Annotated in this window: 11 protein-coding genes and 1 pseudogene; 4 read left to right on the top strand and 8 right to left on the bottom strand. The window is 68.8% G+C overall.

Annotated features, from left to right (window positions below):
- From NA11_RS42760 to NA11_RS42735, 6 genes are all read right to left on the bottom strand, one after another.
- The coding region (locus NA11_RS42760) for a translation initiation factor IF-2 N-terminal domain-containing protein (RefSeq protein WP_084655590.1) at positions 1–3111 on the bottom strand (3111 nt) is incomplete at its 3' end.
- Between the two features lie 506 nt (positions 3112–3617).
- Positions 3618–4034, bottom strand: a complete 417-nt coding sequence (gene ndk, locus NA11_RS42755; RefSeq protein ID WP_069167833.1) for a nucleoside-diphosphate kinase — start codon at positions 4032–4034, stop codon at positions 3618–3620.
- Between the two features lie 213 nt (positions 4035–4247).
- Positions 4248–4661 carry a DUF4233 domain-containing protein gene (locus tag NA11_RS42750; RefSeq protein WP_069167832.1) on the bottom strand — a complete coding sequence of 138 codons (414 nt, stop codon included), beginning with the start codon at positions 4659–4661 and terminating at the stop codon, positions 4248–4250.
- A 70-nt stretch (positions 4662–4731) separates the two neighbouring features.
- Positions 4732–6201, bottom strand: a complete 1470-nt coding sequence (gene folC / locus NA11_RS42745) for a bifunctional tetrahydrofolate synthase/dihydrofolate synthase (RefSeq protein ID WP_439957147.1) — start codon at positions 6199–6201, stop codon at positions 4732–4734.
- Complete coding sequence (locus NA11_RS42740; protein WP_069167831.1) at positions 6198–8873, bottom strand: valine--tRNA ligase; 2676 nt, start codon at positions 8871–8873, stop codon at positions 6198–6200. Before NA11_RS42740 ends, folC begins: the two co-directional genes overlap by 4 nt.
- Before the next feature lie 229 nt (positions 8874–9102).
- On the bottom strand, positions 9103–10029 hold the full coding sequence (locus NA11_RS42735) for an NAD(P)/FAD-dependent oxidoreductase (protein ID WP_069167830.1): 927 nt from the start codon (positions 10027–10029) through the stop codon (positions 9103–9105).
- A gap of 108 nt (positions 10030–10137) precedes the next feature.
- On the opposite strand from NA11_RS42735, the pseudogene NA11_RS42730 reads away from it, so the two are divergent.
- A pseudogene (locus tag NA11_RS42730) lies at positions 10138–10727 on the top strand (helix-turn-helix domain-containing protein).
- Positions 10728–10883: 156 nt separating this feature from the next.
- A complete protein-coding gene (locus NA11_RS42725; protein ID WP_245746579.1) occupies positions 10884–11555 on the top strand; it encodes an AAA family ATPase in 672 nt (223 codons plus the stop codon).
- A 47-nt stretch (positions 11556–11602) separates the two neighbouring features.
- Here the strand turns inward: NA11_RS42725 and NA11_RS42720 are convergent, their stop codons facing one another.
- Both NA11_RS42720 and NA11_RS42715 read right to left on the bottom strand, forming a co-directional pair.
- Positions 11603–12559 (bottom strand): diacylglycerol kinase, encoded by a 957-nt coding sequence (locus NA11_RS42720; protein WP_069167829.1) that lies wholly within the window; start codon positions 12557–12559, stop codon positions 11603–11605.
- Positions 12556–14133, bottom strand: coding sequence for an FAD-binding oxidoreductase (locus NA11_RS42715; RefSeq protein WP_069167836.1), 1578 nt, complete (start codon positions 14131–14133; stop codon positions 12556–12558). Before NA11_RS42715 ends, NA11_RS42720 begins: the two co-directional genes overlap by 4 nt.
- A 138-nt stretch (positions 14134–14271) precedes the next feature.
- Between NA11_RS42715 and NA11_RS42710 the strand changes: the two genes are divergently transcribed.
- On the top strand, positions 14272–14865 hold the full coding sequence (locus NA11_RS42710; protein WP_069167835.1) for a TetR/AcrR family transcriptional regulator: 594 nt from the start codon (positions 14272–14274) through the stop codon (positions 14863–14865).
- A 55-nt stretch (positions 14866–14920) separates the two neighbouring features.
- A partial coding sequence (locus NA11_RS42705; RefSeq protein ID WP_141718166.1) for an FAD-dependent oxidoreductase occupies positions 14921–15407 on the top strand: 487 nt, incomplete at its 3' end.

Genomic DNA, 15407 nt, shown 5'->3' with positions numbered 1-15407 from the left:
GGCGGGCGCGGCGGCGGAGCGGGCGACGCGACGCCGCCGTCCGGTGCGCGGCGCCGGTTCTGGCGCACCGTTGGTTACCGCACGATTATCGACCGGTTCCGGCGCCGATTTCTCGACCACCGGCGCCGATTCTGCTGCGACCGTTGCGGATTCCTTGGCGACCGATGTGGGCTCCTTGGCCACTGGCGCGGATTCCGCTGTCACCGTTGCGGATTCCCGCACCGCCGACGCGGACTCCCGTGCCACCGACGCCGATTCCGCTGCCACCGTTGCGGATTCCTGCACCACCGGCGCGGACTGTTCGGCCACCGGCGCCTCGACAACCCCGGCGACCGCACCCTGCTCGGGCGCGACGTCCGCCGCAACAGCCTTGTCGGACACCACGTCCGCGACCTCGATGTCCGCGGTCTCGGCAGTCGCCGACTCGATCTCGTCGGTCACCGACTCGTCGTCGTCCTCGTCCTGGTGATGGGCGGCCATCGCCAACGCCACGGGATGTGCCCGCTTGACGGCGATCTCCTCTTCGGACTCGACCGGCGCTGTCCCGTTGGTCGCGACCGCGGGCGCGGCAGGCGCCGCACCCTTGTCCCGACCACGGCGACGACGCGACCCGGTTTCCCTGGTGCCGCGGGCACCACCGTCGTCACCCGACGACGGCTCGACCGGGTAGGCGTGCACCAGGATGCCGCGCCCATGGCAGTGCTCACAGGTCGTCGAGAACGCCTCGACCAAGCCGGTGCCCAGCTTCTTGCGGGTCATCTGCACCAGGCCGAGCGAAGTCACCTCGGACACCTGATGCCGGGTGCGGTCCCGGCCCAAGGCCTCGGTCAGCCTGCGCAGCACCAGGTCTCGGTTCGACTCGAGCACCATGTCGATGAAGTCGACGACGATCATGCCGCCGATATCGCGCAGCCGCATCTGGCGCACGATCTCCTCAGCCGCCTCCAGGTTGTTCCTGGTGACCGTCTCTTCGAGGTTGCTGCCGCCTGCACCGGTGAACTTGCCCGTGTTCACGTCGACGACGGTCATCGCCTCGGTGCGGTCGATCACCAGGGTGCCGCCGGAGGGCAGCCACACCTTGCGATCGAGCGCCTTGGCGAGTTGTTCGTCGATGCGGTAGGTCTCGAACACGTCGACGCCGTTGTTCTCGTGCCGGGAGACCCTGGCGAGCATCTCCGGCGCCACGGTGCCGATGTACTTCTCGACCGTGCTCCAGGCCCGGTCACCCTCGATGACGAGCTTGGAGAAGTCCTCGTTGAACAGGTCGCGGATGACCTTGACCAGGAGGTCGGGCTCCTCGTACAGCGTCTTGGGCGCGCCGTCGTTCTTGCCTTCGGCGGCCTTCTCGATGGTGCGCCAGGTCGCCTGCAGCCGTTCCACATCGCGGGCAAGCTCTTCCTCGGCGACACCCTCGGACGCGGTGCGGATGATCACGCCCGCGTCGTTGGGCACGATGTCGCGCAGGATTTCCTTGAGCCGCTTGCGCTCGGTGTCGGGCAGCTTGCGGCTGATGCCGGTGGAGGTGCCGCCGGGCACGTACACCAGGAAGCGGCCTGCGAGGCTGATCTGGGTGGTCAGCCGAGCGCCCTTGTGCCCGACCGGATCCTTCGAGACCTGAACCAGCACCTGGTCGCCAGGCTTGAGCGCCTGCTCGATCTTGCGTTCCTTGCCGCCGAGACCCGCGGCCTCCCAGTTGACCTCTCCCGCGTAGAGCACGCCGTTGCGGCCGCGGCCGATGTCGACGAACGCCGCCTCCATACTCGGCAGCACGTTCTGCACCTTGCCGAGGTAGACATTGCCGACCATCGACGCGGAGCCGGTGCTGGTCACGAAGTGCTCGACCAGGATGTTGTCTTCGAGCACGGCGACCTGGGTTGCGGTCGGGTGATCGGGGAACGCCTTCTCGCGCACCACCATCACCCGGTCCACCGATTCGCGGCGCGCCAGGAACTCGGACTCGGTCAGGATCGGCGGGCGGCGCCGACCGGCCTCGCGGCCGTCCCGCCTGCGCTGGCGCTTGGCCTCCAGCCGGGTGGAACCGGTGATGCCCTGCACCTCGTCGACCGTGGTGGCGCGGCTGCGGCTCTTGTTCCTCGGCTCGCGCTCGTGCACAACGGTGTTCGGCGGGTCGTCGTCGGTGGTGTCGGCCTCGTTCGCGTCGCCTGCCACCTTGCGGCGACGACGGCGCCTGCGACGCCGGGTCGAACCGTCGGAGGTGTTCTCGTCGTCGTCGGAGTCGGCGTTGTCGTCGGCCGAGTCGTTGGCATCCGAGGAGTCCGCGGCATCGCCGGTCGACTCGTCCTCGGTGTTGTTGTCGGAGTCGGCGTCGTCGTTCTCGTCGTCGGCGTCGCTGTGTTGTTCGCCACGACCGCGGCCACGGCCACGGCGGCCACGACGCCTGCGGCGGGGCTGACCGTCCGCATCGTTCTGCTGGTCGGTCGAGTCCTGCTCGTCCTCGACGGTCTCCGGCTCTTCTTCGGGCTGCTCTGCTACCGGCTCTTCGCGGCGGGGTTCGCGCTCGGGACGTTCGGTGCGCTCGGGACGCTCCACGCGCTCGGTTCGCTCCGTGCGGCGCTTGCGGCGGGCCTGTTCGGCCGCTTCGGCGTCCGGCGGCAGGAACAGCGGCGCGGCAACGACGGCGGCGGACTCGAACACCACCGGGGCCGTGACGTGCGGCTCTTCTCGGACCGGGTGGGTGAACAGCTGCACCGACGGCTGGTGGGCAACCGCGTTGGGATCCCCCGCGTTGGCTGCGCCGATGATGGGATCGGGGGCGGAGAAGACCAGCCCGCCGTGTCCCCTGCTCGGTGCGGGCTCCGGCTGTGCCGGCGCTTCGACGGGCGCTTGCGCCTGCGGTTCGGCCTGCGTCTCGGCGGTCTCCGCCGCGGGGGCGTCGCCCTCCGGCGGGCCGAGCGCGTCGCGGACCGATTCCGCGATCGCCCGGTCGACGTTCGATTGCGCGCTGCGCGCGTCGGCCCCCAACTCGGTGAGCTTGGCCAGGATGCGCTTGCTCGTTACTCCCAGCAGCTTGGCGAGTGCATGAACTCGAATTCGCTCCGGCAATGGTTCGGCATCCTGTGATGTTGTTTCCAATGGCACTTGATCGGCCACGAAGTCTCCTCGGACCCCCGGGCGCGTCCCTCCCGGTAAGGAGTGAAGCGGCCGACGCGGGGGCACTTTCCGTTCGCCTCACGCCGCTCGGCGCAAGGTCATATGGTCTCGCCCCGCATGTCCGGTTATCACCATGTCGTTCGTCGGTTTGGGCTAACTGGTCACGCGGCGCCTGGCTGTTGGCTGAACTCCACGGTGTGAGCGCTCATCCAGCGTGCCGACGCGAACAGCAAACCCGACAACCGGGCCTTTTGTCCGTGGCAGCGATGATCGGCATCGAACCGCGGTGTGTCATCCGGCTGCGATTGCCCCGAACATTCACGTACCTGCGCGAACAGTCGGCAGCAAAGGCGGCCGACACCAGTATCCCACACCGTGCGCCGCGATCCCGCCGCGGCGCACGGCTTCGCCTCGCTACGCTCAGCTACGCCGCGCCCCGGAGGCGCTGTGTCTATCGTTTCACTCGCTGCGCTCGCTCAAGACTTGGTCCGTTCCGTAACTATGGCTTAAGCCGGGAACTCCGGAAACCAGAGAGCAATCTCTCGTTTGGCCGATTCGGGCGAATCGGACCCGTGGACAAGGTTCTCCTGCGTCTCCAGAGCGAAGTCTCCGCGAACGCTGCCTGGCACGGCCTTCTCGACCGGATCGGTGCCGCCGGCGATTTGCCGGAATGCCGCGATGGCGCGGGGACCCTCCAGGATGGCCGCGACGACGGGGCCGGAGGTGATGAACTCGATCAGGGAGCCGAAGAACGGCTTCTCGGCGTGCTCGGCGTAGTGGCCCTTGGCCAGGTCCTCGGACACGTGCTTCAGCTCGAGGGCGGCGATCTTGAGGCCCTTGCGCTCGATCCGTACCAGCACCTCGCCGACGAGGCCACGGGCCACACCGTCCGGCTTGATGAGTACCAACGTCTGCTCAGTCACGGCGACACTCTAACCGGCACCCCCTCCGGGTACCGAACCAGCGCTCGCGTGGCGGGCGACATGGGCCTCGCGATCCCGCTTCGCCTATGCACAACAGCGCCCCGACTCCGAGGGGAAGTCGGGGCGCCACGGTCGATCGGTGACTACCGAATCGGCACATTTATGGGCGTGTAGTGCACAGTTGCCGTAGCCCCGTTATTCGGGGCCCGGGATTCAGGGCGAACGCTGGATCTGTTGGCTTGGGAGCAAACCCTTTTCGATGCGGCCGCGAACGTCCGCACGCAGCACCAGAATGAAGCCCCAGACGACGCAGAAGACCACGCCGATGATGCCGATGGACAGGTGGATGAAGATGGCGAGCAGGAGCAGTACCTGCAGGCCGAGGTTGAAAGGCATTGCCCAGGAACGGCGTTGGAAGCCCGCGCCGAGGAACATCACCACGGCGAGCGCCACCAGGTAGGTCCCGGAGAACCAGGTCACGCCGCCGCCGACATCGGCGACGACCGGCAGCGCGAGCAGCACCACGATCGCCTCGAGCACCAAGGTGCCCGCCATCACGCCGCGGAAGCCTTTCCACGGATCGGTGGCCGGTGGCGGAACCGCCGGGCTCTGCTCGGGCTCACTCATGCTGCCACTCCTCGGCGTGATCGGGGGCCCTCCGTGGTGACGCAAGCTGCCTCCTCCGGGCCTGACCCGATCATGCCGGGTCCTTTCCGAACAGCGCACGCGTCGCGCCTGCCGTGACCACCGAGCCGGTGACGACAACCCCTGCGCCGGACACCATCTCACCCGTGTCGCCGACCTCCTCGGCGATCGCGATGGCGGTCTCCAGCGCATCGGGCAGGGTCGACGCGGTGATCACCCGCTCGTCGCCGAACCGCTGCACCGCCAGGTCGGCGAGGACGTCGACGTCCATCGCGCGCGGCGAACCGTTGCTGGTGACGACGATCTCGTCGAGCACCGGCTCCAGCGCGGTGAGGATGCCGTCGGCGTCCTTGTCCGCGAGCACCGCGACCACGCCGACCAGCTTGCGGAAGTCGAACTCGGCGGTCAGGGTCGACGCGAGCGCCTGTGCGCCCGCTGGGTTGTGCGCGGCGTCGATGAAGATGGTCGGCGCGCTGCGCATCCGCTCGAGCCTGCCCGGGCTGGTCATGCTCGCGAAACCCGCACGCACCGCCTCGATGTCGAGCTGACGGTCGGCGCCCGCACCGAAGAACGCCTCCACCGCCGCCAGCGCGAGCACCGCGTTGTGCGCCTGGTGTTCGCCGTGCAGCGGCAGGAAGATCTCGTCGTATACCCCGCCGAGGCCCTGCAATTCGAGCTGCTGGCCGCCGATCGCGATCTGCCGGGCCAGCACTCGGAATTCGGAGCCCTCGCGCGCTACCGCGGCGTCGACCTCGACGGCCCTGCGCAGCAGCACCTCCATCGCCTCGGGGTCCTGCTCGGCGATCACCGCGACGGTGTCGCGCGGAATCAGGCTCTCCGGTGCGCGTTTGATGATCCCGGCCTTCTCCCCCGCGATGGCGGTGAGGTCGGTGCCGAGGAAGTCGGTGTGGTCGAGGCCGATCGAAGTGATCACCGCGACCTGCCCGTCGATGACGTTGGTCGCGTCCCAGGTGCCGCCCATGCCGGTCTCGACGACCGCAACATCGACCGGCGCCTCGGCGAAGGCGGCGAACGCCATGCCGGTGAGCACCTCGAACTTGCTCATGGCCGGACCGCCCGCCGCGGCCGAGCGCTCGTCGATCATCTCGACGAACGGCTGGATCTCCCGGAAGGTTTCGACGTACTTGGCCGGGGTGATCGGCGCGTTGTCGATGCTGATCCGCTCGGTGGCCAGCTGCAGGTGCGGGCTGGTGATCCGGCCTGTCCTGCGGTGCAGCGCGGTGAGCAGCGCGTCGATCATCCTGGTCACCGAGGTCTTGCCGTTGGTGCCTGCGACGTGGATCGCCGGATAGCCGTGCTGCGGTGCGCCGAGCACGTCCATCAGAGTGGCGATCCTGGTGAGCGACGGCTCGATCTTGGTTTCCGGCCAGCGCGTGTCGAGTTCGGCTTCCACCAGCGCCATTTCGGCGAGCTCGACCGGCGACGGTCCCGAACTCAACCGTGGTCCTGCCGCCGGGTGCCGCAACTCGTCGCCGTACTGCGGTTCCGGTTCGGTGTTCATTTGGCGCTCAATTCCGCGAGCCTGGCGCCGATGCGGGTCACTTCGGCGCCCGCGATCTCCTGACGGCCCTTGATCTTCGCGACCACCGGCTCCGGCGCCTTGGCGAGGAAGGCCTCGTTGCCGAGTTTGGCCGTTGTGGTGGCCAATTCCTTCTCCGCGGCGGCCAGATCCTTTTCCAGGCGGCGGCGTTCGGCGTCCAGGTCGACGGCGCCGGAGGTGTCCAGCTCGACGGTGACGGTGGCGCCGCTCAGCCTGACCTCCACCGACGCGGTGGCGGCGAAGTCGGCGCCGGGCGCGGTGAGCCTGGCCAGGTTGGTGACCGAGTCGTGCTGGTCGGCCAGCCCCGCCGCGTCGAGTCCGACGAGTTTGGCCGCCACCTTCTGCTTGTCGGCGAGGCCCTGGTCGCTGCGGAACCGGCGGATCTCGGTGATCAACCGCTGGGTGTCCGCAATGCGCTGCGCGGCAAGCTGATCCGTGGCCACCCCGGAGGCCTGCGGCCACGCGGCGATCACCAGCGACTCGCCGCCGGTCAATGCCTGCCAGAGCGATTCGGTGACGAACGGGATGACCGGGTGCAGCAGGCGGAGCACCGCGTCGAGCACGGTGCCGAGCACCACCTGGGTGGCATCGACGCGCGCCGGGTCCGCGGCGAACTGCACCTTGGTCAATTCCAGGTACCAGTCACACAATTCGTCCCAGGCGAAGTGATACAGCGCCTCGCAGGCCTTGCCGAACTCGTAGCCGTCCAGGGCCGTGTCGACCTCGGCGCGCACTTCCTCGAGCCGGTCGAGGATCCAGCGGTCGGCGTCGGTGAGGTCGGCGCGGTCCGGCAGCTCGCCGGTGTGTGCACCGTTCATCAGCGCGAACTTGGTGGCGTTGAACAGCTTTGTGACGAAGCTGCGCGAGGCGAGCGCGTGCGGCTCGCCGACCGAGAGGTCACCGCCGGGCTGCGCGGCCCGCGCCAGCGTGAAGCGCAAAGTGTCGGCGCCGTATTCGTTGATCCAGACCAGCGGGTCGATGCCGTTGCCACGCGACTTCGACATCTTCTTGCCGAACTGGTCGCGCACCAGACCGTGCAGGAACACGTCTTTGAACGGAACCTGGCGAGTGCCGTTCTTACCCGCCGTGAGCACCGGGTCGTCGGCGACAAAGGTGCCGAACATCATCATCCTGGCCACCCAGAAGAACAGGATGTCGTAGCCGGTGACGAGAACGTCTGTCGGATAGAACTTCTCGAGCTCGGGCGAGCTGTCCGGCCAGCCCATGGTCGAGAACGGCCACAGACCCGAGGAGAACCAGGTGTCGAGCACGTCGGGGTCCTGCACGTAACCCTCGGGCGCGGTCTCGCCGGGTCCGACGCACAGCACCTCGCCCTCGGGGCCGTACCAGATCGGGATGCGATGACCCCACCAGAGCTGCCGGGAGATGCACCAGTCGTGCATGTTGTCGACCCAGTCGAACCAGCGCGGTTCCGAGCTGGCCGGGTGAATCACGGTGTCGCCGTTGCGGACCGCGTCACCGGCGGCCTTCGCCAGCGATTCCACCTTGACCCACCACTGCATGGAAAGCCGCGGCTCGATCGGCTCGCCACTGCGCTCGGAATGCCCGACGCTGTGCAGGTAGGGCCGCTTCTCGGCGACAACGCGGCCCTCGGCGGCCAGCCGCTCGCGCACCGCGACCCGAGCCTCGAACCGGTCCATGCCGTCGAATTCGGTTCCGGTGCCGATGATCCGGCCGCTCTCGTCCATGATGTTCGGCATCGGCAGGTTGTGCCGCAGGCCCATCTCGAAGTCGTTCGGGTCGTGTGCGGGCGTGATCTTCACTGCGCCGGAACCGAATTCGGGATCCACGTAGTCGTCGGCGATGATCGGGATCTGCCGCCCGGTGATCGGATGCTCCAGGGTGGTGCCGATCAGCGCCTGGTAGCGCGGGTCGTCCGGGTGCACGGCCACCGCGGTGTCACCGAGCATCGTTTCGACGCGGGTGGTGGCCACGACCACGTGCGGTTCGCTGTCGTCGAGCGAGCCGTACCGCAGCGAGACGAGCTCGCCGTTGATCTCCTGGAAGTTGACCTCGATGTCCGAGATGGCGGTGCGCAGCGCGGGCGACCAGTTGACCAGTCGCTCGGCGCGGTAGATCAGTCCGGCGTCGTAGAGCCGCTTGAAGATCGTCACGACGGCTCGAGACAGGCCGTCGTCCATGGTGAATCGGTCGCGACTCCAGTCGACACCGTCACCGAGCGCGCGCATCTGCCACTGGATGGCGCCGCCGGATTCGCGCTTCCAGTCCCACACCTTGTCGATGAAGAGCTCGCGGCCGAAGTCCTCTTTGGTCTTGCCGTCGACGGCGAGCTGCTTCTCCACCATCGTCTGGGTGGCGATGCCCGCGTGGTCCATGCCAGGCAGCCACAGCACCTCGTAACCCTGCATGCGCTTGCGGCGAGTGAGGGTGTCCATGAGGGTGTGGTCGAGCGCGTGGCCGATGTGCAGATTGCCGGTGACGTTCGGCGGCGGCAAGACGATGGAGTACGGCGGCTTGTCGCTGGTGGCGTCGGCCGCGAAATAGCCAGCGGCTACCCAGCGCTCGTACATGGCGGCCTCTACCTCGCCGGGGTTCCAGCTCTTGGGGAGGGCTTCGGCACGATTACGCGGGTCAGGGGGTGCGCTGGTCACCCAACGATTCTAGTGGCCGGTCTCAACCGAATTCCGCAGGGGCGGGGTGCCGGAACCAAGGAAGGCGGAGTCTTCGGTGGATGAGGGACACCGAAGACTCCGCCTACACCCGATAGCTTACCGTCCCGATTGGAAGTGTTCTGGAGCCGTTCCGGAATCCATAACTAATTCTCAGATTCCGCCGGTTTCTGAGACCGATGGCCCACTTGACCGGCCGGGAGCGGCGTGGTTATCCGACAGGAACGGCGTTCGCGGCGGCCATCGCGAGGTCGCTGTTGATCGCGACGGCGGCGCTGTAGCCCGCGCTTGCCGCGTTGATCACCTGGGCCGCGGGGTTCGAGACATTGCCCGCCACCCAGACTCCCGGCACGCTGGTGCGTCCGGTCGGGTCGGCGACCACCCAGCCCTTCTCGTCGAAGTCGCAGCCGAGGGCGTGCAACAGGTCGGCGTTGGGCAGGAAGGTCGGCGCGACGAACACCGCCGAGCGGGGCACCGCCCTGCCGTCGGTCAGTTCCACGCCGCGCAGCGTGCCGTCGACGACCAGGCGAGCGACCTCGCCCTCGACGACGCGGACGCCGCGCGCGGTGAGCTGGGCGCGGTCGGTGTCGGACAGGGTCATCGTGTGCTGGAACAGGATCACGTCGTCCGACCATTGCGGCAACAGCACGGCCAGATGCATCACCCGGGGATCGGCGCCGCCGAGCAGGCCGAGCGGCTGGTCGCGCACCTCGTAGCCGTGGCAGTACGGACAGTGCAGCACCTCGGCGCCCCACCGTTCACGCACGCCGGGCACGTCGGGCAGTTCGTCGCGCAGGCCGGTCGCGATCACCACCCGGTGCGCGGTCAGCACGCGCCCTCCGGCCAGGGTGACGGTGAAAACACCGTGGTCATCGGACTTTTCGACGGTCGTCACGACATCGTCGATCAGCTCGCCGCCGTATCCGGCGACCTCAGCGGCACCGGTGACCAGCAGCTCACCCGGCGGCATCCCGTCGCGAGACAGGAAGCCGTGCATGTGCTCGGCAGGCGCGTTGCGCGGCTCGCCGCCGCGCACCACCGCCACCGTGCGGCGCGACCTGGTCAGCACGAGCGCCGCGGACAGTCCGGCCGCGCCCCCACCGACGATTACTACGTCGTACTTCTGGCCTGTGTCCATCTCTTCCTCGCTCCTCTGACGATCGTCTCCGCCGACCAGGGTGCCGAATATCGCGCGAGAACGGCAACAGATATTGCCGTTTCCGGGAAATCGCGGTGCACTGGTGCGATGGAGAATCAGCCGACCATCGCCGCAACGCTGGCCGACATCGGCCCGCGGCTCAGGGCGCTGCGCACCCACCGCAATGTCACGTTGACGGCATTGGCGGAGACCACCGGGATATCCAAGAGCACGTTGTCGCGCCTGGAGTCCGGACAGCGCCGCGCCAGCCTGGAACTGCTGTTACCCATCGCGATGGCACTGCAGATCCCGCTCGACGAACTCGTCGCGGCACCACGGATCGCGGACCCCCGGGTGCACTCGCACCCGCGAAAGATCAACGGTATCACCGTCTTTCCACTCACCCGCCAGCCAGTCCGATCCAGGCCTTCAAGATGGTGCTTCCCGCCGACCGCACCGAGCCGGAACCGCGCGTCCACGAGGGATTCGAGTGGTTGTATGTGCTGTCGGGTCGGCTGCGGATGATTCTCGGCGAGCACGACGTGGTCCTCGGGCCGGGCGAGGCCGCGGAATTCGATACCCGCCAACCGCATTGGTTCGGCACCACCGGGCGTGGGCCGGTCGAAATCCTCAGTCTTTTCGGCAGCCAGGGTGAGCGCATGCATCTGCGCGCCCGAGCCCGCGGCCGCTCCGACTGATTCCCACGCCCGGATTGTCCGTTCTTGCCAGATCGGCCGAGGACCCGGACCCTGGAAGAGGTGAAGCCTTCCGCAAGTCCACTCCGGGAAAATCTCAGTGAAAGTCCAGGGTTTTCCCCGTTGCCGCCACGGCGGCAAGTGGGGACGCTGGAAGAGGTGAACCCCCCGCTCGCCACGCTGCCCTCGCTGACCGAGACCGCGATGCCCGTCCTCGCGCCGCACGCCGTGCACGATCTACGCGGCCGCGCCATCGACGAATTGCAGTATCCCCCGCTCTCCGCGTTGGTCATCGCAGGCATCCCCGGTGCGGGCAAGAGCACCGCCTTGCGCCGGTTCTTCGGCACGACCGCCGACGGCGAAGGCCCCGCGGCAGGCCCGGAGGGCTCGGTCGTGCTCGACTCCCAACAGGCCCGCAACCGGTGGCGGCACCGGCTGGACTGGCTGCCGTACCCACTGTGGCGTCCGGTCGTGCACATCGCGCACTTCGCGGGAATCCGTGCGGCACTGCGCGATACCGAAGGACCGGTGGTGATCCACGACTGCGCCACCTTCGGGTGGGCCCGCAGGCTGATCTCGCGCTGGGCATTCGGGTACGGCAGGGAACTGCATGTGATCCTGCTCGATGTTCCGCCGACGGTGGCCAGGGCCGGTCAACATGCGCGTGGACGGCGCTCGCATCGAATCACCTTCACGCTGCACTGTTTTCGCTGGCGGCGGCTGATGGAACGGCTGCGGGCCGGCGGCACGATGCGACCGGTTCCCGAGTCGCTGGTGATCGTGGACCGGAGCAACATCAACGAGATGAGCCGAGTCTCCTTCGCCCCGTAGCGTTGCCGGGGTTTGTCGCACAGCCCGAAAGAACAGTGCGACAGGACTTACGGCACCAGAACAGTCAACGCGCCGGGGACGGCGGTGATGGTGATCGGCAGCGTGCCTGCCGGTTCGCCGTCGGCGGTCGCGGGTGCGCCGGGCGCAGTGAGCGTGATCGCTGCGGCGCGATATTGCTTGACCTCCGGATGGTTCTGCCGCTTACCTGCTGACAAGGCAGGCAAGAGACGCAGCATCTCGCCGCGGGACAGCGCGCCGACCACGGTCAGATCGAGCAGACCGTCGTCGAGCACGGCGTCGGGGCAGATCAGCATGCCGCCGCCGTAGGTGCGGGTGTTGCCGACCGCGACCATCACGGCGTCGGTCTCCAGCAGCGCACCCGCGCCGGGGTTCGTCAGTCCCTCGGTGACCGCGCCGGTCAGCTCCACCCGGTAGGGCACGGTGAAACGGCCGGAGATCTCGGCCAGCGCGGCCAGTGTGTATCGCAGACGACCCCTCGGCCAGCGCATAGCGTTGGCGCGCAAGGTGACTCGGGCATCGAACCCGGTGCCCGTGACGGTGGCGAACCACATCGGCGTCGAATCGGGTGTCGGCGAGTCGATCCGGCCGAGGTCGATGGTCCTCGTTCGACCGTCGAGCACCGCGTCTGCCGCGGCCACCGGGTCGTCGGTGGGGATGCCGAGTTCTCTGGCCAGGTCGTTGCCGGTGCCAGCGGGGATCATGCCCAGCGGTACACCCGTCTGCGCGACCGCGGGGAGCAGCACGTTGACCAAGCCGTCGCCACCGATGCAGACCACGGCGTCCTGCCGTCCGTGCTGGATCGAATCCCGCACCAGCCGAACGGATTCGGCGGCCGACGCGGCCCGCACCTCGGTGATCTCGGCCCCACGTTCGCGGAGCCTGGCCAGCGCGGCACCCGCGACGTCGTGTCCCTTACCGAGCCCGGCCAGTGGATTGGTGACCACGGTCACCGCGCGCACGGATCGGGATGAATCCTCTGTCACGGAACCAGCTTTCCAGGGTTGAGGATGCCCGCAGGGTCCAATTCGGCTTTCACGGCACGCAACACGCGCACACCGAGCTCGCCGATCTCGGCGGGCAGCCACGGCCGGTGATCGGTACCGACCGCGTGATGATGGGTGATGGTGCCGGCCGCCGCCACGATCGCGTCGCCCACCGCCTGTTTCGCCGTGTGCCACTGGGCAATCGGGTCGTCGAGCTGCTTGGCGATGACGGTGAAGTACAAGGACGCACCGGTCGGATAGGTGTGCGAGATGTGGCACATGACCAGCGGTGGGGTGCCCTGTCTGGCGAGCGAGTCGGCGAGCGCCTCGGTGACCTCTGCCTTGAGCACGGCGAGGTTCGACCAGGTGGTCGCGGTTTCCAAGGTCTCGCACAGCACGCCGACGTCCAGCAGTGCGTCGCGCAGGTACGGCGCGCCGAAGCGGCCGTGCTCCCACTCCCTGGCGGGCGTCTCGCCGAGCGCGGTGCCGCCCGCCGCGGCGAGGATGGCCTCCGCCTCGGCGCTGCGGAACGCGACGTGCGCGGCGGTGCCCTCGAAGGTGGTGATGGCCAGGCAGCCCGCGACCGCGTTGCCGCCGATGTCGCCGGAGCGGGCCAGGTTGATCCCGGTCTCGGCCTCATCGGACAGCCGAAGCACCGTCGGCGCCGCGCCTGCCTGAACAACCGAACGCAGTGCGGCGGCGCCGGTTTCGAAGTCGGGAAACGACCACGCCTGGTACGCAGTGGTTTCCGGCACGGGGTGGACGCGCACGGTGACCTCGGTGATCACGCCTAGCGCGCCCTCCGAGCCGACGAACAGCTCGCGGAGGTCAGGGCCCGCCGCCGAGGCGGGTGCGCGACCGAGCGCCAATGTGCCTGCGGGAGTGGCGATCTTCAGCCGCTGCACCATATCGTCGAAGCGGCCGTAGCCCGCCGAGGCCTGCCCGGAGGACCGGGTGGCCGCGAAGCCGCCGATGCTGGCGAATTCGAAGCTCTGCGGAAAGTGGCCGAGCGAGAGTCCGTGCGCGCGGAGCAGCTGTTCCGCGCGCGGGCCGGTGAGTCCGGCGCCGAGGGTGGCGGTGCCGCTGATCGGGTCGAGCTGCGACACGGTGTCGAGCCTGCGCAGGTCCACCGCGATCACCGTGGCGAAGCGGCCGCGCTCCGGATCGACGCCGCCAACCACGCTGGTGCCGCCGCCGAACGGCACGACCGCGATGGTGTGCTCGGCGCAGTAGGCCAGCAGGGCGAGCACCTGCTCGTGGTCGGCGGGAAAAACGATGGCGTCCGGCGCGTCCTGCGGACCCGCCGCGCGACGGCGCAGCAGGTCGGGGGTGCTCTTGCCGCCCGCGTGCGACAGCCGGTCGTGATGATCGGTCGAGAGGTGGTCGGCGCCGACCACCGCGACCAACCCCTCGTGTTGGGCGGGAGTCAGCGCCGACTCGCGCAGCGGCACGTCGCCCTCATCGCGGCGTGCCACGGGCTCGCCCGACACCCCGAACACCTGCGTCAGCAGACCACGGATCTGCGTGGACAGCGGTTTGTGTCCGGCGGCGATGCCCCAGGCATCCCAGACCATACCTGCCGCGGCCGCGGCGGCAGCCGGGTTTGCCGCCTGCGACGAGGCCTCGGCGGGATAGTTGTTCGTCTCGACCATGCGTTACAGTTTGACATAGAATGTCAAGCAGTAACTCGCTGCCCGACCCATGAGGTGCCCTTGACCGCTCCGGACGAGCCGCTTTCCGCCATCGATCTGGCGATCCTCGATGCCGCGCGCCGCTGCGTCGAGGAATTCGGCGTGCGCCGGACCACCCTCACCGAGGTGGCCCGCCGGGCCGGAGTCAGCAGGCCGACCGTCTACCGCCGCTGGCCCGACACCGGCGCGCTGCTCGCCGAACTCCTGGTGCGCGAGCTGCGCGCGATCGTCGCCGCCACCATGCCGACCGAGGGCACCGGCCGTGCCAGGTTGACCGGCGGCATCGTCGCGGGCGCCGCGACGGTTCGCTCGAATCCGTTGTTCGGCAAGATCTTCCGCACCGACACCGACCTGATGCTCACCTACGTCTTCGGCCGCCTCGGCCGCAACCAGCGCGCACTGATCGACCTGTTCGCCGCCGGCATCCGCGCCGGCCAGCAAGACGGCTCGATCCGCGACGGCGAGCCGGAGCAAATGGCGACGATGCTCCTGCTGATCGCCCAGTCCGCGGTGCAGTCGGCGGGCACGGTCGCGCCACTGCTCGCCGGTGCCGACCTGGATGCCGAGTTGCGCACCGCGATAGACGGTTACCTCGTGCCAGGCAGCGCGCGATGAACGCGCATTCGGCACCAACCACCTGCTGTGCCACAGATATCGGAAAGGTAGTGCGATGACCAGCAATTCGGCTGTCACCGGCGATTCGGCGTTGAACGCCGAGCGCCGCGCCAGAGAACTGCGGCAGCTCGGCGACGAGACGCGGATCGACCTGCTCGTCATCGGCGGTGGTGTCACCGGCTGCGGCGTCGCGCTGGACGCGGCCGCGCGCGGGCTGCGGACGGTGCTCGTGGAGCGGCACGATCTGGCGTTCGGCACCAGCCGGTGGAGTTCGAAGCTGGTGCACGGCGGGCTGCGGTATCTGGCCAGCGGGCAGGTCGGCATCGCGCACGAAAGCGCGGTCGAGCGTGGGGTATTGATTCGCACCACCGCACCGCATCTGGTGCGTCCGCTCCCCCAGCTTGTGCCGTTGCTGCCGAGCATCGGCGCCGCGCAGAGCACGCTGGTGCGGGCCGGGTTCCTCGCGGGCGACGCGTTGCGCCGGGCCGCGGGCACGCCCGCCTCGATCCTGCCCCGGTCCCGCCGGGTCGCGGCGGCCGAGG

The organism is Nocardia altamirensis NBRC 108246, assembly GCF_001612685.1.
In the GTDB taxonomy this organism is placed as follows: Bacteria; Actinomycetota; Actinomycetes; order Mycobacteriales; family Mycobacteriaceae; genus Nocardia; species Nocardia altamirensis.
Note: the sequence above shows the minus strand (reverse complement) of the source record. Positions and strands in the feature narration are given on the sequence as shown.